Origin of the sequence: Streptomyces sp. NPDC088910 (genome assembly GCF_044749865.1) — a bacterium.
Taxonomy (GTDB): domain Bacteria; phylum Actinomycetota; class Actinomycetes; order Streptomycetales; family Streptomycetaceae; genus Actinacidiphila.
In genome coordinates this window covers 71,814-93,393 of record NZ_JBIVIV010000012.1, presented here as the reverse complement: position 1 = coordinate 93,393, position 21,580 = coordinate 71,814, and the positions used below count along the sequence as shown (strand labels likewise).

The 21,580-nt window shown below is 70.8% G+C and carries 17 protein-coding genes; 5 read left to right on the top strand and 12 right to left on the bottom strand.

Annotated features, from left to right (window positions below; genetic code table 11):
- Window positions 1-1,116, top strand: a complete 1,116-nt coding sequence (locus ACIP4Z_RS25870; RefSeq protein ID WP_401311924.1) for a tyrosine-type recombinase/integrase — start codon at window positions 1-3, stop codon at window positions 1,114-1,116.
- Between the two features lie 94 nt (window positions 1,117-1,210).
- On the opposite strand, the gene ACIP4Z_RS25865 is transcribed toward ACIP4Z_RS25870, so the two are convergent.
- Entirely contained in the window at window positions 1,211-3,331 is a 2,121-nt protein-coding gene (locus tag ACIP4Z_RS25865; RefSeq protein WP_355338286.1) for a DNA topoisomerase IV subunit B, read from the bottom strand.
- Between the two features lie 442 nt (window positions 3,332-3,773).
- On the opposite strand from ACIP4Z_RS25865, the gene ACIP4Z_RS25860 reads away from it, so the two are divergent.
- Window positions 3,774-4,004, top strand: coding sequence for a hypothetical protein (locus ACIP4Z_RS25860; RefSeq protein WP_188286081.1), 231 nt, complete (start codon window positions 3,774-3,776; stop codon window positions 4,002-4,004).
- 136 nt (window positions 4,005-4,140) lie between these two features.
- Here the strand turns inward: ACIP4Z_RS25860 and ACIP4Z_RS25855 are convergent, their stop codons facing one another.
- From ACIP4Z_RS25855 to ACIP4Z_RS25830, 6 genes are all read right to left on the bottom strand, one after another.
- Entirely contained in the window at window positions 4,141-5,004 is an 864-nt protein-coding gene (locus ACIP4Z_RS25855; RefSeq protein WP_401311919.1) for a S1 family serine peptidase, read from the bottom strand.
- Window positions 5,005-5,173: 169 nt separating this feature from the next.
- A complete protein-coding gene (locus ACIP4Z_RS25850; protein WP_391048985.1) occupies window positions 5,174-6,736 on the bottom strand; it encodes an RNA polymerase sigma factor in 1,563 nt (520 codons plus the stop codon).
- Window positions 6,737-7,041: 305 nt separating this feature from the next.
- Window positions 7,042-7,950 (bottom strand): FadR/GntR family transcriptional regulator, encoded by a 909-nt coding sequence (locus ACIP4Z_RS25845; RefSeq protein WP_355338277.1) that lies wholly within the window; start codon window positions 7,948-7,950, stop codon window positions 7,042-7,044.
- 105 nt (window positions 7,951-8,055) lie between these two features.
- Window positions 8,056-9,834, bottom strand: coding sequence for an ATP-binding cassette domain-containing protein (locus ACIP4Z_RS25840; RefSeq protein WP_401311914.1), 1,779 nt, complete (start codon window positions 9,832-9,834; stop codon window positions 8,056-8,058).
- Window positions 9,835-9,882: 48 nt separating this feature from the next.
- Window positions 9,883-10,617, bottom strand: a complete 735-nt coding sequence (locus ACIP4Z_RS25835; protein WP_188286086.1) for an NUDIX domain-containing protein — start codon at window positions 10,615-10,617, stop codon at window positions 9,883-9,885.
- A 107-nt stretch (window positions 10,618-10,724) separates the two neighbouring features.
- Window positions 10,725-12,713, bottom strand: coding sequence for a glycogen debranching N-terminal domain-containing protein (locus tag ACIP4Z_RS25830; protein ID WP_401311910.1), 1,989 nt, complete (start codon window positions 12,711-12,713; stop codon window positions 10,725-10,727).
- A gap of 195 nt (window positions 12,714-12,908) precedes the next feature.
- Between ACIP4Z_RS25830 and ACIP4Z_RS25825 the strand changes: the two genes are divergently transcribed.
- Window positions 12,909-14,219, top strand: a complete 1,311-nt coding sequence (locus ACIP4Z_RS25825) for an alpha/beta fold hydrolase (RefSeq protein ID WP_401311907.1) — start codon at window positions 12,909-12,911, stop codon at window positions 14,217-14,219.
- Here ACIP4Z_RS25825 and ACIP4Z_RS25820 read toward each other — a convergent pair.
- Window positions 14,131-15,234 (bottom strand): DUF4192 domain-containing protein, encoded by a 1,104-nt coding sequence (locus ACIP4Z_RS25820; RefSeq protein WP_401311904.1) that lies wholly within the window; start codon window positions 15,232-15,234, stop codon window positions 14,131-14,133. The genes ACIP4Z_RS25825 and ACIP4Z_RS25820 overlap by 89 nt on opposite strands.
- A gap of 268 nt (window positions 15,235-15,502) precedes the next feature.
- Here ACIP4Z_RS25820 and ACIP4Z_RS25815 point away from each other — a divergent pair, with 268 nt between their 5' ends.
- Complete coding sequence (locus ACIP4Z_RS25815; RefSeq protein ID WP_401311901.1) at window positions 15,503-17,683, top strand: DEAD/DEAH box helicase; 2,181 nt, start codon at window positions 15,503-15,505, stop codon at window positions 17,681-17,683.
- 196 nt (window positions 17,684-17,879) lie between these two features.
- Window positions 17,880-18,470: a hypothetical protein gene (locus tag ACIP4Z_RS25810; RefSeq protein ID WP_355338259.1), complete on the top strand. Its 591-nt coding sequence runs from the start codon at window positions 17,880-17,882 to the stop codon at window positions 18,468-18,470.
- A 3-nt stretch (window positions 18,471-18,473) separates the two neighbouring features.
- Here ACIP4Z_RS25810 and ACIP4Z_RS25805 read toward each other — a convergent pair whose 3' ends face one another.
- The 4 genes from ACIP4Z_RS25805 to ACIP4Z_RS25790 all read right to left on the bottom strand — a co-directional run bounded on the left by ACIP4Z_RS25805 (window position 18,474) and on the right by ACIP4Z_RS25790 (window position 21,579).
- The gene (locus ACIP4Z_RS25805) at window positions 18,474-19,151 is read right to left on the bottom strand and encodes a hypothetical protein (RefSeq protein WP_391163818.1); all 678 of its coding nucleotides are present in this window, start codon (window positions 19,149-19,151) and stop codon (window positions 18,474-18,476) included.
- Between the two features lie 54 nt (window positions 19,152-19,205).
- Window positions 19,206-19,892 (bottom strand): ribonuclease HII, encoded by a 687-nt coding sequence (locus ACIP4Z_RS25800; RefSeq protein ID WP_355338254.1) that lies wholly within the window; start codon window positions 19,890-19,892, stop codon window positions 19,206-19,208.
- 49 nt (window positions 19,893-19,941) lie between these two features.
- Entirely contained in the window at window positions 19,942-20,847 is a 906-nt protein-coding gene (locus tag ACIP4Z_RS25795) for an ADP-ribosylglycohydrolase family protein (RefSeq protein WP_401311896.1), read from the bottom strand.
- Window positions 20,848-20,916: 69 nt separating this feature from the next.
- A complete protein-coding gene (locus tag ACIP4Z_RS25790) occupies window positions 20,917-21,579 on the bottom strand; it encodes a histidine phosphatase family protein (protein WP_401311893.1) in 663 nt (220 codons plus the stop codon).
- Between the last annotated feature and the right edge of the window lies 1 nt (window position 21,580).

Sequence of the window (21,580 nt, the reverse complement as noted above, 5' to 3'; positions counted from 1 at the left end):
TTGGCCAACATCCAAAAGCGCCCCAACGGCAAGTGGCGCGCCCGCTACCGCGATCCCAACGGCAAGGAGCACTCCCGCCACTTCGACCGCAAGGTCGACGCCCAGCGTTGGCTCGACGAAGTCACCGCAAGTGTCCTCACCGGCCAGTACGTCGACCCGAAGTCGGCGAAGAAGCCGTTCAAGGAGTACGCCGAGCAGTGGCGCGCCGGCCAGCCGCACCGCCCCTCAACCGCACGAGCCGTTGAGCAGCACCTCCGGTGTCACGCCTATCCCGCTTGGGAGGGACGGACCTTGGGAGGCATCAAGCCCGGCGACGTCCAGAGCTGGATCACCGGCCTGACGACGACCCACGGCCTCGCCGCCAGCACGGCACGTACGGTGTTCAACACCGTCAACGCCGTCTTCACCGCGGCCGTCCGCGACCGCATGATCCCCAACAACCCCTGCACCGGCGCCAAGCTGCCGACAGTGCCGAGGAAGCGGATCGTGCCGCTGACTGTCCCCCAGGTGCGCAACCTCGCCGGGCAGATAGCCCCGCCCTACAAGGGCCTCGTCCTCCTGACGGCAGCCACCGGGCTGCGGCCAGGCGAGGTGTTCGGTCTCCAGCGCCGGCACCTGGACCTGCCCCAGGCGGCCCTCACTGTCGACCAGCAGGTCCAGCAGACCAAGCACGGGGTGTTCGTGGGCCCGCCCAAGACCGACCGCTCCTACCGCGTCGTGCCGCTCCCGAGGATGGCCACCGAGGCCATGAAGGCGCATCTCAAGATGTTCCCGGCACCGGCGCCGCAGGACTGGCTGTTCACGGCGCCCCAAGGCGGCGCCGTGGCGTACAACGAGTTCATGAAGCGGGTCTGGCGCCCCGCGTGCCGGAAGGCCGACATACCGGACGGCATCGGCCCGCACGCTCTGCGGCACCACTACGCCAGCCTGCTGATCAAGCACGGCGAATCCGTGAAGACCGTCTCCGAGCGCCTCGGCCACACCAACGCGGCCATGACGCTGAACATCTACACCCACCTGTGGCCTGACTCCGAGGAGCGGACCCGGGCTGCCGTCGACAAGGCGTACGCGGACGGCCCCGGCGACGGCAATACGCCGCCCCCAGAGGAGACGTAGCCGCTCCCCCGCACTGACGTCCTGTCAGTGCGGCTGCGGACTGGGTGCGGACCGCTGCGGCACCCGCACGGCAGCCCGCTTGCTCCGCCGCAGGTCAGACGTCGATCCTCGACCGGTCCAGGGTCGTGGCGGAGTTGGTGATGAACTCCTTGCGAGGGGCGACCTCGTTGCCCATCAGGAGGTCGAAGGCCTGCTCGGCGGATTCGAGGTCGCTGATGTTGATGCGGCGCAGGGTGCGGTGGCGGGGGTCCATGGTGGTTTCGGCCAACTGGTTGGCGTCCATCTCACCGAGGCCCTTGTAGCGCTGGATGCTGTCCTTGTAGCGGACGTTGCGGCGCTGGAGGTCGAGGAGGGTCTGGCGCAGCTCGTTGTCCGAGTAGGTGTAGACGTACTTGTCCTGGCCCTTCTTGGGCTGGACGAGTTCGATGCGGTGGAGCGGGGGGACGGCGGAGAAGACCCGGCCCTGTTCGACCATCGGGCGCATATAGCGCTGGAAAAGGGTGAGCAGGAGGCAGCGGATGTGGGCGCCGTCGACATCGGCGTCGGCCAGGAAGATGACCTTGCCGTAGCGGGCCTGGTCGATGTCGAAGGTGCGGCCGGACCCGGCTCCTATGACCTGGATGATCGCGCCGCACTCGGCGTTCTTGAGCATGTCCGAGATGGACGACTTCTGGACGTTGAGGATCTTGCCGCGGATCGGCAGCAGCGCCTGGAACTCGGAGTTGCGGGCCAGTTTGGCGGTGCCGAGTGCCGAGTCGCCCTCGACGATGAACAGTTCGCTGCGGTCGACGGCGTCACTGCGGCAGTCGGCCAGCTTGGCGGGGAGCGAGGAGGTCTCCAGCGCGGTCTTCCTGCGCTGCGCCTCTTTGTGCTGCCGGGCCGCGATGCGGGTCCTGGCGGCGGCGACGGTCTTCTCCAGGACGGCGCGCGCCTGGGCCTTGGCGTCCCGCTTGGTGGAGGTCAGGAACTCGCGCAGTTCGGTGGCGACGACATTGGCCACGATGCGGTTTGCGGCGGAGGTGCCGAGCACTTCCTTGGTCTGGCCCTCGAACTGCGGCTCGGCCAGACGCACGGTGATCACCGACGTCAGGCCCTCCATGGCGTCGTCCTTGACGATGTCGTCCTCGGCGACGCGCAGCAGTTTGGCCGAGCGCAGCACCTCGTTCATCGTCTTGGTGACGGAGCGCTCGAATCCGGTCACATGGGTGCCGCCCTTGGGGGTGGCGATGATGTTCACGAAGGACCTGGCGGTCGTCTCGTAGCCGGTGCCCCAGCGCAGCGCGATGTCGACGCCCAGCTCGCGGGTGACCTCGGTGGGGGTCATGTGGCCGCGGTCGTCGAGGACGGGCACGGTCTCCTTGAAGGTGCCGCTGCCAGACAGGCGCAGGACGTCGCAGATCGGCTTGTCGGGGGCGAGGAACTCGCAGAATTCGCTGATGCCGCCGTCGAAGTGAAAGACCTCCTCGACGGGCTTGTCGGTCTCGATGCCGCGCTCGTCGCGCACCACGATGGTCAGGCCGGGCACCAGGAAGGCGGTCTGGCGGGCGCGCTGGTGCAGGTGGTCCAGGGAGAGCTTGGCGTCCTTGAGGAAGATCTGCCGGTCGGCCCAGTAACGCACGCGGGTGCCGGTGCGGGTCTTGGGGACCCGCTTGGCCTTGGTGAGCCCGCTGGCGGGGTCGAAGGGCGCCTCGGCGCCGGATTCGGTGAAGATCCCGGGGACCCCGCGACGGAAGCTGATGGCGTGCGTGGCGCCGTTGCGGTCGACCTCGACGTCCAGCCGGGCCGACAGCGCGTTCACCACGGACGCGCCGACGCCGTGCAGACCGCCGGAGGCCGCGTACGAGCCGCCGCCGAACTTCCCGCCGGCGTGCAGCTTGGTCATGACGACCTCGACGCCGGACAGGCCCGTCTTGGGCTCCACGTCCACCGGGATGCCGCGGCCGTTGTCACGGACCTCGACCGAGCCGTCCTCGTGCAGGATGACCTCGATGCGGTCGCCGTGACCGCCGAGCGCCTCGTCGACGGAGTTGTCGATGATCTCCCAGACGCAGTGCATCAGACCGCGACTGTCTGTTGACCCGATGTACATACCGGGCCGCTTGCGAACCGCTTCCAGCCCTTCGAGGACGAGCAGGTGCCGCGCGGTGTAGTTGGAGCCGTCGCGATCTGCACCCGTCAGCAGCGCAGAGGACGGCACGGATGTTTCGGCGGTCACGCGGGCAGCTCCTCGATCAGGAATGTTCTGAAGTTTTTTTCAGCCGTGTCGGTGAGAGGGTACCGATGCCCGGAGGGGTGACAGCGCCGCGACCCGGTATCCGGGCCTCAACACGGCCCTCGTCCCGGCTTCCATGCTAGCCCTCTTCGAGCATGCGTTCGATAACCCGCGCGAGTGATACACATGTCACGTTCCCAAAGAGGCATGAACCATTTAGGCTCCGGGCACGTCCTCAGCAACAACCGGCAAGCCAGCCGGGAGCAAGTCCGGACAACAGCTCCATAAGCGACATCTGACGCAACTGACTCCTATTCGCCGCCAATCGGTAACATCCAGTCACCCCGAGGTCGGTTTTCGAGGAAAAGCTGAGAGCGGGAACGTTTTCGGCCTGGTTGGATGTTGACCCTGGTACGACAGCTCGTCGAGCTAGAGAAGAGGCGACGTGACTACTGTTCTGACCCCCGCGAGTCCGCTGACAGCGGCAGACCGCTGCGACCGTTGCGGCGCTCAGGCATACCTGCGCGTTGTCCTCATCAGCGGTGGTGAGCTGCTCTTCTGCGGACACCATGGACGCAAGTTCGAGCCGGAGCTCAAGAAGATCGCTTCGGAAATACAGGACGAGACCGGACGGCTGACCGACACCCCGGCAACGGCGGGAGAAGACGAGCGCTGACACTTCGCATCGGCGACGAATTCGAGTCGGCGGGCGGACAGACCCCTCCAGGGGGTGTCCGCCCGCCGTCTTCCGTTCAACCGCGGCCCGCAGCTCAGCTGGTTTCCGCCAGCACTCGACCGCGTTGCGCCAGCGCTCAGCTACTGTGGGCCGCCACCAGTGAGGCCATCGCCGAGACGCGCGTATAGACCCCTGGATAGGCCGCCTCCGCGCAGCCACTGCCCCACGAGACCAGACCGACGACCCGGTCCCCCACGACCAGCGGGCCGCCGCTGTCGCCCTGACAGGCGTCCCGGCCGCCGCCCTTGGCACCCGCGCACATCATCGAGGCGCGCACATAAGTGCCGTCGAAACTCCCCGGATACGCCTGGGCGCACACCGTGTCCGCGAAAACCGTGACCGTCGCGGAACGCAGCGTGTTCGAGTACGTGCCGCGGCCGGTCGTGTCACCCCACCCGTAGACCTGCGCCTGAGTGCCCGCCCGGTAGTCCTGCTCGTCGGAGGAGTCCGCGATCGGGATCGTCGCGCCCTTCGGCAACGCGGTCGCCAGCGTGATGACCGCGATGTCGCCGGAGTTCGTCGTCGAGTCGAAGCCGGGGTTGACCCACACCTGCGACAGGCCCAGTTCCTGCCCACGACCGCCGCTGAGGTCCGTACGACCGGCGATCACACGCAGGTCGGGCAGTTGGTGCCAGTCGCTCGCTCCGAGCGCCTCACGGCCGAAGCAGTGGGCCGCGGTGATCACCGTACGAGGCCCGACGGCCACCGCGCCGCAGAACTGGCCGGACCTGCCGGAGCCGAAGCGCTTACGGCTGGCCAGGGCCATCACCCATGGCGTGCTGTCCGTGCTGGCCGGGTTGCCACCGATCACGACGCCGTTGGCGGCGGCCGGGGTCGCGGGCGCGGCCAGCGGGACGGCCAGCGTCGGCAACAGCGCCGCCGCGAGACCGCCGATCACAGCACGACGACGACCGGTCACGGCACGGAAGGGGAAACGCATGCGGCCTCCTGACCCTGTGGAGCACTCTGGACACCCAGAGTGATCGATAGGGCCGGAGGCCGCATCCGCAAAGAGGCCATGTCGCCCGAAAGACGTCCGCGGAGTTCTCCGGAGGCCCGAAGGGCTCCGGAGAACTCCGCGGAAATGACGTCGGGTCAGCCCGGCCGGGTCAGTCCAGGTAGTCGCGCAGCACCTGGGACCGCGACGGGTGACGCAGCTTGGACATCGTCTTGGACTCGATCTGCCGGATCCGCTCGCGCGTGACCCCGTAGACCTTGCCGATCTCGTCCAGCGTCTTCGGCTGCCCGTCCGTGAGGCCGAAGCGCATGGAGACCACGCCCGCCTCCCGCTCGGAGAGGGTGTCGAGCACCGAGTGGAGCTGTTCCTGCAGCAGCGTGAAGCTGACCGCGTCGGCCGGCACGACCGCCTCGGAGTCCTCGATGAGGTCGCCGAACTCGCTGTCGCCGTCCTCGCCCAGCGGGGTGTGCAGGGAGATCGGCTCGCGGCCGTACTTCTGGACCTCGATGACCTTCTCGGGGGTCATGTCGAGTTCCTTGGCCAGCTCCTCCGGGGTGGGCTCGCGGCCCAGGTCCTGGAGCATCTGGCGCTGCACGCGGGCCAGCTTGTTGATGACCTCGACCATGTGCACCGGGATACGGATGGTGCGGGCCTGGTCGGCCATCGCGCGGGTGATCGCCTGCCGGATCCACCAGGTGGCATAGGTGGAGAACTTGAAGCCCTTGGTGTAGTCGAACTTCTCGACCGCGCGGATCAGACCCAGGTTGCCCTCCTGGATCAGGTCCAGGAAGAGCATGCCGCGACCGGTGTAGCGCTTGGCCAGCGAGACCACGAGGCGGAGGTTGGCCTCCAGCAGGTGGTTCTTGGCCCAGCGGCCGTCCTCGGCGATGATCTCCAGCTCGCGCTTGAGCTTGGGGGCGAGCTTGTCGGCCGCGGCCAGCTTGTCCTCGGCGAAGAGACCGGCCTCGATGCGCTTGGCCAGCTCGACCTCCTGCTCGGCGTTGAGCAGTGGGACCTTGCCGATCTGCTTGAGGTAGTCCTTGACCGGGTCGGCGGTGGCACCGGCGACGGCGACCTGCTGTGCGGGCGCGTCGTCCTCGTCGTCGTCGGAGAGCACGAAGCTCTCGGACTCCGACTTCTCGGTCTCCTCCTCGCCGCCCTTGCCCGCGGCGGCCTCCTCGACCGTCTCCTCCGCGTCGACGGCCTCGTCCTCGCCTGCGGCCGTCTTCTTGGCCGCCACCTTCTTGGCGGGGGCCTTCTTGGCAACGGTCTTCTTGACGGCGGCCTTCTTCGCCGGCGCCTTCCTTGCTGGGCTCTCCGCCTCCACCGATGGCTCCACCGTGGTCTCGGCCTCGGCCTCCGCCTCCGGGGCGGCGGCCTTGGGCGCAGCGGTCTTCTTGACAGGGGTCGCCCTGGAGGCGACCGTCTTGGTGGCAGTACGCTTCGCCGGGCTCTTGGCTGCGACGCTCTTACGGGTGCGCTTGGGCGCCTCAGCGGCAGTCACCATCAGCGTCACACCCTCCTCGTCGAGGACCTGGTTGAGGCTGCGCAGAACGTTCTTCCACTGGGTTGCCGGAATCTGGTCCGCTTCGAACGCCCGACGCACGTCGTCGCCGGCGATCTGCCCCTGGGCCTTACCCTGCTCGATGAGCGCCATCAGAGACTCGGACTCGGCGATCTCGGACGGGAGCGTACGGGATGTGCTGGCCGACACGAACAACCTCTCGGAACGATGGGAACGACTCGGTGGAACCGCACAGCCACTCAGCGTCAAAATCGTCGCTGAATATTCCTTGTGCCGTGGCCACCTCTTAAGTCATCGCGCTGCCTCGCCAAGCGTTACGCCCACCCTACGTGGCCCGAGTCACACCCTAAATCGTGCAGATCGGTCATAAATCCGGACACATGACCCGTCCGGCCGTGCGAGGGCGCGGGAGAGCGGCCGGGAGAGCCACGGGAGACCACATGGGACCGCCGCCGACCCCGGTGTTCCGGGGCCCGCGGCGGAGGGCGACACGGTCAGTGCTGCTCGCGCGGACCGGGGACGACGTGGTCGGCGGGAGCGGACTCGGGCTGCTCGGGCAGAACGGTGAGGAGCTGGCGCATCGCCGCCTCCGCCGTGCCGCCGTCGCTCTCGGCGAGCGCTTCGACGATCCGCTGGTGCAGGCCGACCGAGGTGTCGCCGGGGCGGTCGCAGCCGGTGACCGGGCCGCCGGACACGTGCAGCGCGGAGGAGACGATCCCCGACAGGTGCTCCAGCATCCGGTTGCCCGCGACCTGGAGGAGCAGGGCGTGGAATTCGGCGTCGGCCCTGGAGAAGGTCAGCGCGTCGCCCTGTGCGGCGGCGTGCGCCATGATCTCCGCCATGTCGGCGAGGCGCTGCTGTACGTCCTCGCGGCCGTGGCCCGCGGCGAGCCGGGCGGCCAGCGGCTCGATCGTCCAGCGCAGTTCGAGCAGTTCGCGGCGCTGGTCGTCGCGCTGCGGCCCGAAGGCGCGCCATTCGATGATGTCGGGGTCGAGCAGATTCCAGTCGCTCACCGGGCGGACCCGGGTTCCGACGTTGGGCCGGGCGCTGACCAGGCCCTTGGCCTCCAGCACGCGCAGGGACTCGCGCACCACGGTGCGGGAGACCTCGAAGCGCTGGCCGATCTCCTCGGGGACCAGCGGGCGGTCGGCGCCCAGATCGCCGGAGACGATCATCTGCCCGAGCTGCTGGACGAGTTGTCCGTGCAGTCCCCGGCCACGGCTGCCGCCGGCCCGGCGGCCCATCCGGTTCATATCCGGTTCCATGCCCTCCCAGGACGTCAGTCCAGGTCGGTCGGTGCCAGGGGCTTCGGCGTACGAATAGCGGTCCAGCTCGCCCGATCCGGCGATTCCGGAGTCGGCAGAACGAGCCGCGGTCATCATGGTGTGCGCAAGGGTACTCACGCATCCTTTGTCGGCGATGCCGATGCGCGCCTTGAGGGCTTTGCTGAAAAGCACACGAAAGGGTGAGCGCTCATCACCTCATAATTGACGTTTTATGGCGATGAATCATCCCTTCTTGCTGGTAAGCGGCGCAGTTCGGCTGACGCGTGGGGCAGTTGGGCGGCGCCAGCGTCGCCGTCCGCGCAACGCGGTTGCCAGATAGGCGCAGACCAGCACGGTGAGTGACAACGACAGCGCGGAGACCACTGGTTGGGCGGCGAAGCGCAGCAGTCTCTCGACAGTTCCGCCGCCGCCCTGCGAGACCCCGCTGACCACCGACCACAACGCTCCGCCCGCGTCGGCGAGTTGTCGTGCCACCGGCCCACCGAACAGTCCCCGTACGGCCGGAGCGACCAGCAGCGGTACGGCGAGGACGGCGGCCACACCGAGCGCGGTGGTACGGAACACGCCCGCCGCGAGCACCCCCGCCCAGGCGCAGCCGACGGCGAGCGCCGCCCAGCCGCCGAGCGCGGCAGGAAGCGTCGTCAGATCCGGCGCCTTTCCCGGGCCGAGGGTCAGCCGCAGTGCCAGGGTGTCGGCGACGGCGGCGAACGCGGCGAGCAGCAGCGCGCAGACTCCGCTCACGGCGAGTTTGGCGCCGAGCAGCCGCAGGACCCGCGGCTCGGGGCCGTACCCCGGCGCGAGGGCGGGGTAGCGGAACTCCTGCCCGTAGGCGAGTGCGCCCAGCACGCCCGCGCCCACGGCCGCCGCGGGCAGCGGCAGCCGGACCGCCCATCCGGAGATCAACCGCAACGGCGGTACGGACACAGCCCCGGTGCGTGCCATCAGGACCGTGCCGAGCACCGAGCCGACCAGTGCCGCTCCGGCGATCGGCCATGGCGTGAGGACCCCGAAGGCGCGCCGCAGTTCGTACCGCAGTGGCCGGACCGGGCCGTGCTGCCGTGCCGGACGCCGCCGCGGCTGCGGCAGGGCGGGCGGTACGGCGGCCGCCACGCCGCCTTCTGCCTCGGGGGTGGCGTCCGGGGTTGTGACGCCGTTTCCGCTCTCGTCGGCGAGGTGGTGCAGCAGGATGCCGTGGCGGTAGGCGGTCTCCCCCACCGCGGCCGAGGTGGTGCCGTAGACGGCGATACGGCTGCCGGTCGCGGCGATCACCTCGGCGCCGTCCTCGGTGAGCAGCGTGGCCAGGCGCTCGGCGTAGGGCGAGCGGACGGCCACGTACGGGCGCATCCTCGTGCGGGCGAAGTGCGCGGCCGACTGGTCCGCGACCAGGCGCCCCTTGTCGATCGCGATCACGTGGTCGGCGGTACGGGCGAGGGCTTTGGTATCACGGCCGGTGAGCAGGACCGCGCCCCCGGCGGCGACATGCCGTCGTACGAGCGCGTGCACCCAGGCGGCTTCGCGGGCCGGGAGTTCGCGCACCGGGTCGTCCAGGATCAGCGCGCGGGGGTCGGCGAGCAGGGCCGCGGCGAAACCGAGACGGCGGTCCATGCCCAGCGAGTACGTGCCGAGCCGCTGTTCGGCGACCTCGGCGAGGCCGACCTGGTCGAGCACCTCGTCGGCGCGGGTGGCGGGCAGTCCGAAGGCGGCGCAGAGCATGCGGAGGTGGCTTCGGGCAGTGCGTCCTGGATGTCCGGGCACGTCACCCAGGAGGGCGCCGACGACGCGGGCGGGGTGGGGGAGGCCGCGCAGCGGCCGGCCGTCGACGAGGGTGGCACCGCGTCCGCCCTCCAGCCCGAGCAGCAGGCGCAGGGCGGTGGACTTGCCCGATCCGGCGGGACCGAGCAGGCCGGTGACTTCACCGGCCCTGATGTCGAACGTGAGGTCGGTGACGGCGGGCGGGGCGTTGCGGCGGGGCATGCTGGTCAACCCGATGGCCTGGATCACCCTTGCACCATAGCTCCGCAAATGGGCGTTTTGCGGAAGGAGCCGGTTCTACACCTCGGGCCGCAGCATCGGCGGATTGAGTAGTGCGGCCCCGCCCGCCCTGAACAACTGCGCGGGACGGCCGCCCTGACGGGTCGTCGTCCCCCCGGTCGGCACGAGGAAACCGACCGTGCCGGTCACCTTGCGGTGGAAATTGCGCGGGTCGAGCGCCACACCCCACACCGCCTCGTACACCCGCCGCAGCTCCCCCACTGTGAATTCGGGCGGGCAGAAGGCGGTGGCCAGCGACGAGTACTCGATCTTCGACCGCGCGCGCTCGACCCCGTCCCCCAGGATCCGGGCATGGTCGAACGCGAGCGGTGCCGTCTCCCCCGCGTGCTCCTGTCCCCCTTCGCCCAGCAACGTCCCGACCGGCGCCCAGCGCGCGCTGCGGGCGTCACCGCCCGCCCGGGGGGCGGGCAGGTCGGGCGCGAGCACCAGATGGGCGACGCTGACCACGCGCATCCGCGGATCGCGCTGCGGATCCCCGTAGGTGGCGAGCTGCTCCAGATGAGCGCCGCTCTGCGCCCGGAGCCCCGTCTCCTCGGCCAGTTCCCGCGCCGCGGCCTGGGAAAGGTCCTCGTCCTCGCGGACGAATCCGCCGGGCAGCGCCCACCGCCCCTGGAAGGGCGGCTCGCCGCGCCTTACCGATAGTGCGCACAGCGCGTGATGTCGCACGGTCAGCACGACCAGGTCGACGGTGACGGCGAATGGCGGGAAAGCCGACGGGTCGTAGGGCGACATGGCGCGATCATAGTCGTCTGCCTGACGATAATCAGCCGGATCGAGAGCCTGATCCCTATCGGATCGATACGTTTTCCCGTCCCTCCCCGCTCGGTCCTCGCCCATGGTCAGGTCCCGAGGCGCAGCCCCGGCGCCGCCTCCTCGATCATGGCCATCCCCAGACGGCTGACCCGAACGGAGAACGGCTGCTCCGCGACCCGCAACCCCGTCAGATGCACGGCTCCCAGCGGCGCGGCGCTGATCGGCCGGACCGCCACCGTGCCGCCCGGCGCGTCCGGCCGCACCCCGGCGAGCGCCGTCAGCAGATGGACGGCCCCGACCGCCGCGACCGCCGCCGGACGGCACGCCACGGGGTGCGGGCACGGCGCACCGCCCGCAGAACGCTGCTCGCCCCCGTATATCTCCGGCATCCGCAGTCCGAACTCCGCCGCAGCGTCCAGCACCCCGCCCACCAGCGCGGACGCCTCCTTCTCCAGCCCCGCCGCGGCGAGGCCGGACACGGCGAGCGCCGTCTCATGGACGCGCACCGCACCTCCGCGGTGGCCGAAGGGGCTGAAGCCGGGCGTCTTCGCCGACATCGTCCGCAGACCCCAGCCGGAGTTCATGTCCGGCGCGGCGAACAGCTTGCCGAGCTGTTCCGTCTGCCCCTTGTCCAACAACCCGGGAGCGAGCGCCCCTTCGCCGAGCAGCCCGGTGTCGAGGAGGTGCGCGAGCGACGAGGACAGCACCGGCACCGGTCTTCCCCCGGCGGCCAGCGCCAGCGCGGGCCGCCCACCGCCCGGATCCTCCAGCCAGAATCCCCGCCGGAAGCCCGCCCGCAGCGCCGCCGCGTACTCCCGCCAGCCGTCCGCCCCACTCCGTTCGTGGGCGTCGAGCAGATCCGCACCCTGCACCGCCGCGCGATACGCGTACGCCTGTACCTCCGCCCGCACCGGACCGTCCGCCGACGGGTCCACGACCAGGCCGGAATCCGTAGTCGCCGCCCGCATCCAGCCGAGGCACCGCTCCGCCGCCGGGAGCAACGGCACCACCTCGCGGGCCGGAAGCCCCCAGCGTCGGGCCTCGGCCAGCACGGTCACGAAGAGCAGCGTCGCCTCCACGCCCGAGTCCAACGGCGGCAGGTGCGGTCCGGAGTGCCGCGGCACTCCGGGCACACGGCCCGTCGCGGGGTCCTGCAACCTGGCGAGCGTGCGGAGCGTGCCCGCCGCGAGCCGCGTGCCGAACGGCAGCAGCATCCGCGCCGCCCACAGCGCGTCCGCGGGGGCCAGCCCCATCCGCCAGGGCGCCCCGGCCGCGACGTAGAGGTCGGCGGGATGTTCCGGCGCGCGGAGCAGCAGGGCCTGTGCGTCCCCGAGCGAGGCGTCCAGCAGGACACCGGCTCTGGGGTCGTCGCCCTCCAGCCGCGCGTCGGCCCACATCGGCGGCGGTCTGTCGCCGACCGGTGCCCGCGCGCTGCCCGCCGTCGTGGCCGCCGGTGCCGGCTCCACTCGCAGCTCGATCGTCCGTGCCGCTCCGGGCGCCACCTCCAGGCCCCACCTCAGCAGTCCCGACGCGCCCAGCGCCGCGTCCGGCGCGGGAGTCGCGGTGACCCGCGACGATTCCCCGCCGCTCGACCAGCGCAGCCCCGAGCCGCTGACGCCGGCCGTCAGATCCGCCCCGGCCTGCCCAGCGGCCACCGCGGAGAGCGCCGCGAGATCAGTGCCGAACGCGATCTCGACGGGCAGCGCCACCCGTACCGGCCCCGCGTTGGCGAACGTGATCCGCTCACCGCCCTCGGCGGTCCTGACGCGCTCCACCGTGACGACCGGGTCGGGACCACGGTCGCCGGGTGTCCGGACGACCGCCAGGAAACGTGCCCGTCCCGCGTCGAGCAGCCTGGCCTGCACGGTCACCGGTTCGGCTCCCGCGACCGTCAGCTCGCAGCGGCTCAGCAGTCGCCTGCCGTCGCGGTAGAAGCCGTCCAGACCGTCGCCGCGCATCTGCCCGTGCTGTGCGGACACCGCGAGGGCCGGCACCGCCACACAGATGACGGCGTCGTGGACGGGTACCGGGCCGGGTGCCGCCCGGCGCGGTACGACGAGCGGCGGCGTGCTCACCGGGCTCCGGCCTTCGCCGCGCGTGCGGCCCGGGCGACGGCCGGAGCCGCCGCCCGCTCGTACGGGATTCGTCTTCCGGGAGAGTGCTGCACGCCGGGTGAACGCCCCGCCGAGCGCACAGGTCACGGCCCGTCTACCGTTCCTGAACGGGAGCCCCGGCTCCCCGCACGGCCCGCACCCCCGAAAAGAGACTCCATGACCGTCCACCGCCAGCCAGGCACCGTCATCACCGACCACACGTTCGCCGTACCGCTCGATCACTCCTCCCCGGACGGGGAGCGGATCGAGGTCTACGCCCGCGAGGTCGTGGCTGCGGGCCGGGAGCGCGAGTCGTTGCCTTGGCTGCTGTATCTCCAGGGCGGTCCGGGCTTCGGCTCGCCGCGCCCGCTGGGACGGGACGGCTGGCTGCCGCGCGCGCTCGACGACTTCCGGGTGCTGCTGCTCGACCAGCGCGGCACCGGGCGCTCCACGCCCGCCACCCGCCAGACGCTGCCCACCCGTGGCGACGCCGCTGCCCAGGCGCACTACCTGTCGTACTTCAGGGCCGACTCGATCGTCCAGGACTGCGAATTCATCAGGCGTCAGCTCCTCGGAGAGGACGCGCGCTGGAGCGTGCTGGGCCAGAGTTTCGGCGGCTTCTGCGCGGTCACCTATCTGTCGTCGGCGCCCGAAGGTCTGCGGGAGGTGTTCGTCACGGGCGGCCTGCCGGGTCTTGATGTGACCGCCGAGGCCGTCTACCGCGCCGCCTATCCCCGCATCGAGCGCAAGAACGCCGGTCACTACGCCCGTTACCCCGAAGACGTCGAGACGGTGCGCACCATCGTCCGCCGCCTGCGCGACGAGGCGGTGTCGCTGCCCGGCGGAGGCCGCCTCACACCTGAGGCGTTCCAGTCCCTCGGTCTGATGCTCGGCACCGGCACCGGTTCGCACACCCTGCACTACCTGCTGGAGTACGCGTTCGTGACGGGTCCCACCGGTCCCGTCTTCTCCGACTCCTTTCTCTCCCAGGTCCAGCAGCATCTGTCCTTCGCCGCGAATCCCCTTTACGCGGTGCTGCACGAGTCGGTCTACGGACAGGGGTCCGTCTCTCCTCACGGCACCGGCTGGGCCGCCGAGGCCGTCCGCGGTGAATTCCCGCGGTTCGACGCCGAGCGCGCGCTGGCAGGGGACGCTCCCGTGCTGTTCACGGGAGAGAGCATCCATCCGTGGATGTTCACGTCCGATCCGGCGCTCGCACCGCTGCGCGAGACGGCGGAGCTTGTCGCGCGCCGCGAGAAGTGGCCGGACCTCTATGACACCCGCCAGTTGGCGGCCAATGAGATTCCGGTGGCGGCGGCGATCTACCACGACGACATGTACGTCGACACCGCCCACTCGCTGGCCACCGCGCGCGCGGTGCGCGGGCTGCGGACCTGGGTCACCGACGAGTTCGAACACGACGGTCTCCGGGTGAGTGGCGGCCGGGTCCTCGACCGGCTGATCCGACTGGCCCGCGGCGAGCTGTAGTCGAGGCGATCACGCGCTGTCGCCGCTCCTGCCGCAGGCTCCGCCGCAACAGCTCAGGGTCCAGACCCTCGTTGACGGAGTGGTGGAGCAACCGCGCGAAGGTGTAGTGGGGTTCGAGGTCCAGCGCGAGGCCGAGGGCGACCCGCGCCTCGGCCTCGTCCCCCGAGGACCATGCGACCCAGCCCGCCAGGGCGAGCGGGGCCGCGGCATGGTCCGCGTACGGTCCTGCGCAGCGCCGGGCGAGCGCCCGCCACAGTCGAAGGGCGGCGTCCGCTCGCTCGGGCTCCATCCATTCGGCGGCGCGGTCGCGTGCCGTGCGGTCCTGGAGGCCGAGGATGACCGCCGCGCCCTCGTCGTCGGAGAGGAGCCGGTCGTCCCGCCGGTCCGCACGCGCGGGATCGTCGATCCGGGGCGCGGAGCGGAACTTCTCAAGTGCCGCACGGGCAAGGGCGAGTGTTCGCTGTCGGATGCTCTCGCAGTCACCGTCGTTAAGCATGCGGGGCACCAATTCGGCGCAGGCAGCGTCGAGGGCGATCTCGTGTTCACGATTCCGCGCCTCGGACGGCTTCAGCCTGGCTTCCATGTCCCGCAGCGAACCCGGCGCCGGGATTCCCGCGTAGGCGCTGGCCGCCGCCATCGTGGACCGGCCGGGCGGAGCCAGGACCGTTCCCTCAGCCGGGACGGTCTCCGCGGGGCGGCAGTACGACCACCAACGGCCGGCCGAGACGCACAACGCCTCGACGACGGGCACGTCCAGCGCCCCGCAGGCCACCCGGATCCGCTGGGCGAGCGGCCTCAGCCTTTCCATCACGGTCGACGCGCGCTCTCCTTCACGCGGGTCCCGGCACAGGAACAGCACGATGGCGTCGGGTCGCCCACCGCGCCGGGTGCTGTTTCTCACGAGGCAGTCGGCGAGTTGGTCGGCGGTCTCCGGCCACTCACTCGGGTCCTCCGGCAGGCCCAGTCGCAGTCGGCCGCCGAAGCGGCCGTGCTCGCCGTGCAGTGCGACGAGCACGACGGAGTCATTGGGATGAAAACCCATCAAGTACGGCAATGCGTCGGCCAGGTCGGCGGGCCCGCGCAAGGTGACTTTGACGTCGGCCGCTTCGGATGATGACTCTCCGTGCTGAATCTCGTTGCTCTGTGTCATGAGATCGACGATGCCGTAATCGCGCGAATCACACCAGACCCCCCAAAAACCTGTGGATAACTTTCGGTGGAGTTATCCACAGGCCACGGAGCGGGGTTGGCGCGATGTCGGTGCGATCAGGTTGCATGGGGGCATGACCGAGACCCCCACCGCGCTGCGTTCCGCGGCCGACACCGTACTGAGCCGACTCGTCGGCGCCGAGCCGGGCACCGCACGGCTCCGCGAGGACCAGTGGCTCGCCGTCGAGTCGCTGGTCGCGCACGGCCGCAGAACGCTGGTCGTCCAGCGCACCGGCTGGGGGAAGTCGGCCGTGTACTTCGTGGCCACGGCTCTGCTGCGCGAGCGGGGCAGCGGCCCGACGGTCATCGTGTCGCCGCTGCTGGCCCTCATGCGCAACCAGGTGGAAGCCGCCGCACGCGCGGGCATCCGGGCCCGCACGATCAACTCGTCCAACACCGAGGAATGGGGCGAGATCGAGGCGGAGGTCGCGGCGGGCGAGGTGGATGTCCTGCTCGTCAGCCCGGAACGCCTCAACAACCCGGACTTCCGCGATCAGGTGCTGCCCAAGCTCGCCGCCACCACCGGCCTGCTCGTCGTCGACGAGGCGCACTGCATTTCGGACTGGGGTCACGACTTCCGCCCGGACTACCGACGGCTGAGGACGATGCTCGCCGATCTGCCGCCCGGCGTCCCCGTGCTGGCGACCACGGCCACCGCCAACGCCCGCGTGACCGCCGACGTCGCCGAGCAGCTCGGTACCGGCGCCACCGGGGCCGATCAGGAAGGCGCCCTCATCCTGCGCGGGCCGCTGGACCGCGAGAGCCTGTCGCTCGGCGTGCTGCGACTGCCCGACGCCGCCCACCGGCTGGCCTGGCTCGCCGACCACCTCGAAACGCTTCCGGGCTCCGGCATCATCTACACCCTCACCGTGGCGGCGGCCGACGAGATCACGGCGTTCCTGCGGCAGCGCGGCTTCCCCGTCGCCTCCTACTCGGGGAAGACCGAGAACGCGGACCGGCAGGCGGCCGAGGCGGATCTGCTCGCCAACCGTGTCAAGGCACTCGTGGCCACCTCGGCCCTGGGCATGGGCTTCGACAAGCCCGATCTCGGATTCGTCGTGCACGTCGGATCGCCCTCGTCGCCGATCGCCTACTACCAGCAGGTGGGCCGCGCCGGACGCGGCGTCGACCACGCCGAGGTCCTGCTCCTGCCCGGGCGCGAGGACGAGTCGATCTGGCGGTATTTCGCGTCGCTCGCCTTCCCGCCCGAGGAGCAGGTGCGCCGCACCCTGGAAGTGCTCGCGGCCTCCGACCGCCCGGTGTCCATCCCCGCGCTGGAAACACGCGTCGATCTGCGCCGCTCCCGCCTGGAGATCATGCTGAAGGTGCTGGACGTCGACGGCGCGGTGCACCGGGTGCGCGGCGGCTGGACCGCGACCGGGCGGCCGTGGGCGTACGACACCGAACGGTACGCGTGGGTGGCCCGCCAGCGCGAGACCGAGCAGCAGGCCATGCGGGACTACGCGACCACCACCGGATGCCGGATGGAGTTCCTGCGCCGGCAGTTGGACGACGAGCAGGCCGCGCCCTGCGGACGCTGCGACAACTGCGCGGGCGCGCGCTTCCCGCTGGAGGTGTCGAACGCCGCGCTGGACGCGGCACGCGCGGCGCTCGGGCGCCCCGGAGTCGAGCTGGAAGCACGCAAGATGTGGCCGACCGGTCTCGAGGCGATCGGGGTCGCGCTCAAGGGTCGTATTCCGGCGACGGAACAGGCGTCCACCGGGCGGGCGTTGGGCCGTCTGTCCGACATCGGGTGGGGCAACCGGCTGCGGCCGCTGTTCGCCGAAGGAGCCGTCGACCAGCCGGTTTCGCCGGAAGTGGTGGACGCCGTGATCCAGGTGCTCGCCGACTGGGCCAAGGGGCCCGGCGGTTGGGCCAGCGGCGCGCCGGACGCCCCCGCACGCCCGGTCGGCGTGGTCGGTGTCGCCTCTCGCCGCCACGGCGTGCTGGTGGAATCGCTCAGCACCCGTATCGCCGAGGTCGGCAGAATGCCCCTGCTCGGCCGGGTCGAGTACGCGGATCAGGGAGACCCGGGCGGCGTACCGCGCAGTAACAGCGCACAGCGGGTACGCGCCCTGCACGGGGCTTTCGTCGTACCGCAGGAGTTGGCCGCGGCCCTTCAGGCGAATCCCGGTCCCGTGCTGCTGGTCGACGATCTCTCCGACACGGGCTGGACACTGGCGGTCCTGGCCAGGCTGCTGCGGCGGGCCGGTGCGACGGCTGTCTTCCCGCTGGTCCTGGCCGTTCAGGGGTGAATGTGCGTGGCGAGGCGCCGGACGGGACAGGATCTAAGCGGCGGACAGGTCCATACCGGTCGGCGGCTTCAATTGCCCGTTGCCGCGGGGCAATACGGGAGCGAGAATTGATGCCGGATCCCCTATCGGCTCATCGAGCCATCTGACCGGCGTGCGCCCGCGCCCGGTCTACGGGTGCATCCATGAAAGGAGGACCGTGACCATCGGCTTCGTTCCGGAGACGTCCTCCGCCGCAACTTCCCTCGCGTCGCGCACTCTGGAGCCGGCCGAATGGGCAGGCATCGGCGTACCTTTGCTGGCCAATCCGCGTGACGTGATCAAGGACCTGCACGCCCGGCACCTGCCGTCCCCGTCCACCGCGGTGATCGCGGTGTACGACCCGGACGGCCGGATCCGGGCCAGCGCCTCCTTCACCGCCCGCAGCGGGGTGGTCGACGGCTGGGAGCGGCGCAATGCGCTGCTCTCGCACCTGCGCCGCGTCATCCCGCACGATCTGCGACTGCGCAAACCGGTACGCACCGCTGTCCTGATGGTCTGCCGGGACGGTGGTCCCGGCTGGACCGAGGAGGACGGGGCGTGGATGTGGGGGCTGCGTGACGCCTGCACCCTGCACGGCCTTCGCTCCGGGTCGTACGTCACCCTGACCGCCGACGGCTGGAATGTGATCGGCGAGAATCGCGTCGGCCGCACACCGAACGCCGCTTCGTGGTCGCGGCGGCCGGGCGACGCGGCGCACGGCATCCCCGGTGGGACGACGCAGGCTCTTCGCCGCGCGGCCGCGCGCTGACGGTCAGGCGCTGGCGCCCAGCAGGGAATTGACCCTGGCCGGGTCGCCGCAGACGATCAGCAGGACGCCCGCGTTGGCCAGTGCGCCCGCCAGCGCCCTCGGCAGCGTGTCGTCGCTGCCGCCGTTGACGGCGACGACCACGACCGGTCGCCCGGTGGTGCGCTCGGCGGAGATGTCTGCGTAGAAGACGTCGTCGGCCGCGTCGTACTGCGCCCAGTAGGACGCTTCGCCGAAGGTGAGTTCGTGCGCCGCCCACGGGTGCTGGTCACCGGTGGTGAAGACCAGGATCTCGCCGGGTGCCCGACCCGTGTCAAGCAGCAGGTCGACCGTCTCGTCGGCGGCGTCGAGCGCACCGTCGGTCGGCGCGGGGATGAGTTGGATCTGGGCGGCGGCGGGCTCTTGGGCGCGCTGCTGCGGCACGGTGGGAGGAACCGCCGTCGCGGCCGGGGTCACCGGGCCGGAGGGTGCGGCGGGACCAGGGGTACCGATGGGACGGGCGGGGCCGTGACGGCCCGGACCGACGCCTGCGGCGGCTTCCCTCGGCGGCGCGGGACGCGGCGCTGCGGGCCGCGGCGGACCGGGGACAGGACGGGGGGTCGACGCACTGCGGCCGGTGGCCGGAGCTGTACGGGGACCCGGGACGCTCTCGTGAATCTGAGGCTCCTCGGGGATGAGAGGCATGAGTTGATGTCTATCAAATGCCGCACGGATGCGCAGCGGGGGGTGGCGTGTGGATCAGAAATCGAAACCGAGTTGTTCCCCTGACTCGACCGGCTGACGGACCTTCTTGAGGTGCTGCCAGCGGGGCAGCGCGTCCAGATACGACCACGACATCCGGTGCTGCGCGGTGGGCCCCAACTCCTCCAGGGCCGCACGGTGAACAGGAGACGGATATCCGGCGTTGTCGGCGAAGGCGAACGGCGTGTAATCCGCGCCGAGTTCGGCCATCGCCGTGTCCCGCTGCACTTTGGCGATGACGGACGCGGCGGCGACCGCGACGCAGGACTGGTCGCCCTTGATCACGGTCCTGACCTTCCAGGAACCGCCGAGGTAATTGTGCTTGCCGTCGAGGATCACCGCGTCCGGCCGTTCCGGCAGTCCCTCCAACGCGCGTACGGCCGCCAGCCGGAGCGCGGCCGTCATCCCGAGGTCGTCGATCTCCTCGGGTGAGGCGTGCCCGAGGGCGTAGGAGGTGACCCAGTCGCCGAGGACGGCGGCCAGCCGGGCCCGGCGCTTGGGGGTGATCAGCTTGGAGTCGGTCAACCCCTCGGGCGCGCGACGCAGTCCGGTGACAGCGGCGCACACGGTGACGGGTCCGGCCCAGGCGCCGCGGCCGACTTCGTCCACACCCGCCACGGTCCGCGCCCCGAGGGTGGCACGAAGGGAGCGTTCGACGCTGTGGGTGGGTGGTTCGTACGGCATGGCAGTACCAAGCCTACCCCGCTGCTTCGCGCCGTCCCACGGTGGTCGGTCAGTCGGACAACGCCCAGTCCGGGAGGACTTCGGTCCGCTCCCGCCAGTCGACCGGCGGTTGGCCGCCCGGCCGGGACGCGACGATGCCGCCGACGATCGCGCAGGTCGTGTCCACGTCTCCACCGGCCCTGGCAGTGGTCCAGAACGCCTGCTCGTAGTCGTCGAGATGGCGGGCCGCCGCCCACAGGGCGAAGGGCACGGTGTCATGGGCGCTGGTGCGCCGCCCGCAGCCCAGCACGGCGGCCACCGTGGCGACGTCCGCGTAGTCGAGCATGTCCCTGGCCCGTCGGATGCCCGCGTGCACCGCGCTGCGCGGTACGAGGTCGAGAACCGCCCCGAGGAGGTCGGACGGGGCCTGGGGTCCCGTGGGGTCGGCGACGAGGGCCGCCGCGGCGGCGACCGCCATGGCCCCGACGACCGCCTCACGGTGCTGATGCGTCGTGTAGGCGGAGATCTCCGCCTGGTGGGTGGCCTGGACGGCGTCACCCGCGTACCAGGCACCAAGGGGCGCAACGCGCATCGCGGCGCCATTGCCCCACGAGCCCTGCCCGTTGAACAGGCCGGCCGCGAGTTCCCGCCAGTCGCCGCCTTCCTGGCGGATCAGCCGCAGCATCCGGTTGACAGCCGGGCCGTAGCCGCGGTCGAAGTCGTGGTGCTCGGCGAAGGAGTGGGCCAGGGCGTCTTGGTCGACGCGTCCGTGCTTGATCAGCACGGAGACCACCGAGCAGGCCATCTCCGTGTCGTCCGTCCACCCCCATGTGCCGGGTGGCAGTTGGCCGTTCTGAAGTGCCGGGTAGTTGGCGGGGACGAAGAACTGGGAGCCCAGGGCGTCGCCCACGGCCAGTCCGCGGAGGCTGGCCACGGCGCGCGCGGCGCGGTCGGTTTCAGTGGTGTGAGGGGTCATGGCGTCGGAAACTCTGACATCGTGTTCAATCCCGGTCAATCTCCGTGTGCCCAAAGTCACCGGCCGACTTCACCACTCCCCGCCGCCAGGCGGGCCGGGCGTCCGCCACCTCACGAACGGACGGTCCAGGGTATAGCCGCCGGAGGGGCCGAGCAGGAGTGTGCGGGTCTCGGCGTTGTCGGGGTTGGACAGCGCCTCGAACTCCTCCACCGTCCAGTGGAACCAGCGCATGCAGAACAACCGCATCGTCAGCCCGTGGGTGACCACCAGCACGTTCGGCGGGAAGTCCTCCTTGTCGAAGGCGCGGTACAGCGTCTCCAGGAAGGCCCCGACCCGGTCGTAGACGTCCGCGCCGCTCTCCCCCATCGCGAAGCGGTAGAAGAAGTGGCCGTAGGCGTCGCGGGCTTTGCGCTGCCGCTGGATGTCCTCGACGTCCTGCCAGTTTCCCCAGTCCTGTTCCCGCAGGCGCGGCTCCTCCTTAGCCCGGGTCAGCCGGGGGTCGAGCCCCAGTGCCCGGAAGGTGTGCCAGGTGCGGCGGTACGGAGAGACGAATGCCTGGACCCGTTCCTCGCCGAACAGCTCACGCAAGCCCGCTCCCGCCTCCCTCGCCTGTTGAAGGCCGGTGGCGGTGAGTTCCAGGGCGTGGTCCGGCACCCGCTCGTAAATGGTGTCGTCCCTGTTTCCCTGGGACTCGCCGTGCCGGATGAGCACAATGCGGCGAGGGCGTCCCATG

Bases quoted from the DNA above. Each gene is read 5' to 3' on its own strand.
- ACIP4Z_RS25855 (WP_401311919.1), bottom strand. From the start codon at position 5,004: ATGCGTTTCCCCTTCCGTGCCGTGACCGGTCGTCGTCGTGCTGTGATC.
- ACIP4Z_RS25835 (WP_188286086.1), bottom strand. From the start codon at position 10,617: ATGTCGCCCTACGACCCGTCGGCTTTCCCGCCATTCGCCGTCACCGTC.
- ACIP4Z_RS25825 (WP_401311907.1), top strand. From the start codon at position 12,909: ATGACCGTCCACCGCCAGCCAGGCACCGTCATCACCGACCACACGTTC.
- ACIP4Z_RS25815 (WP_401311901.1), top strand. From the start codon at position 15,503: ATGACCGAGACCCCCACCGCGCTGCGTTCCGCGGCCGACACCGTACTG.
- ACIP4Z_RS25805 (WP_391163818.1), bottom strand. From the start codon at position 19,151: ATGCCTCTCATCCCCGAGGAGCCTCAGATTCACGAGAGCGTCCCGGGT.
- ACIP4Z_RS25800 (WP_355338254.1), bottom strand. From the start codon at position 19,892: ATGCCGTACGAACCACCCACCCACAGCGTCGAACGCTCCCTTCGTGCC.
- ACIP4Z_RS25795 (WP_401311896.1), bottom strand. From the start codon at position 20,847: ATGACCCCTCACACCACTGAAACCGACCGCGCCGCGCGCGCCGTGGCC.
- ACIP4Z_RS25790 (WP_401311893.1), bottom strand. From the start codon at position 21,579: ATGGGACGCCCTCGCCGCATTGTGCTCATCCGGCACGGCGAGTCCCAG.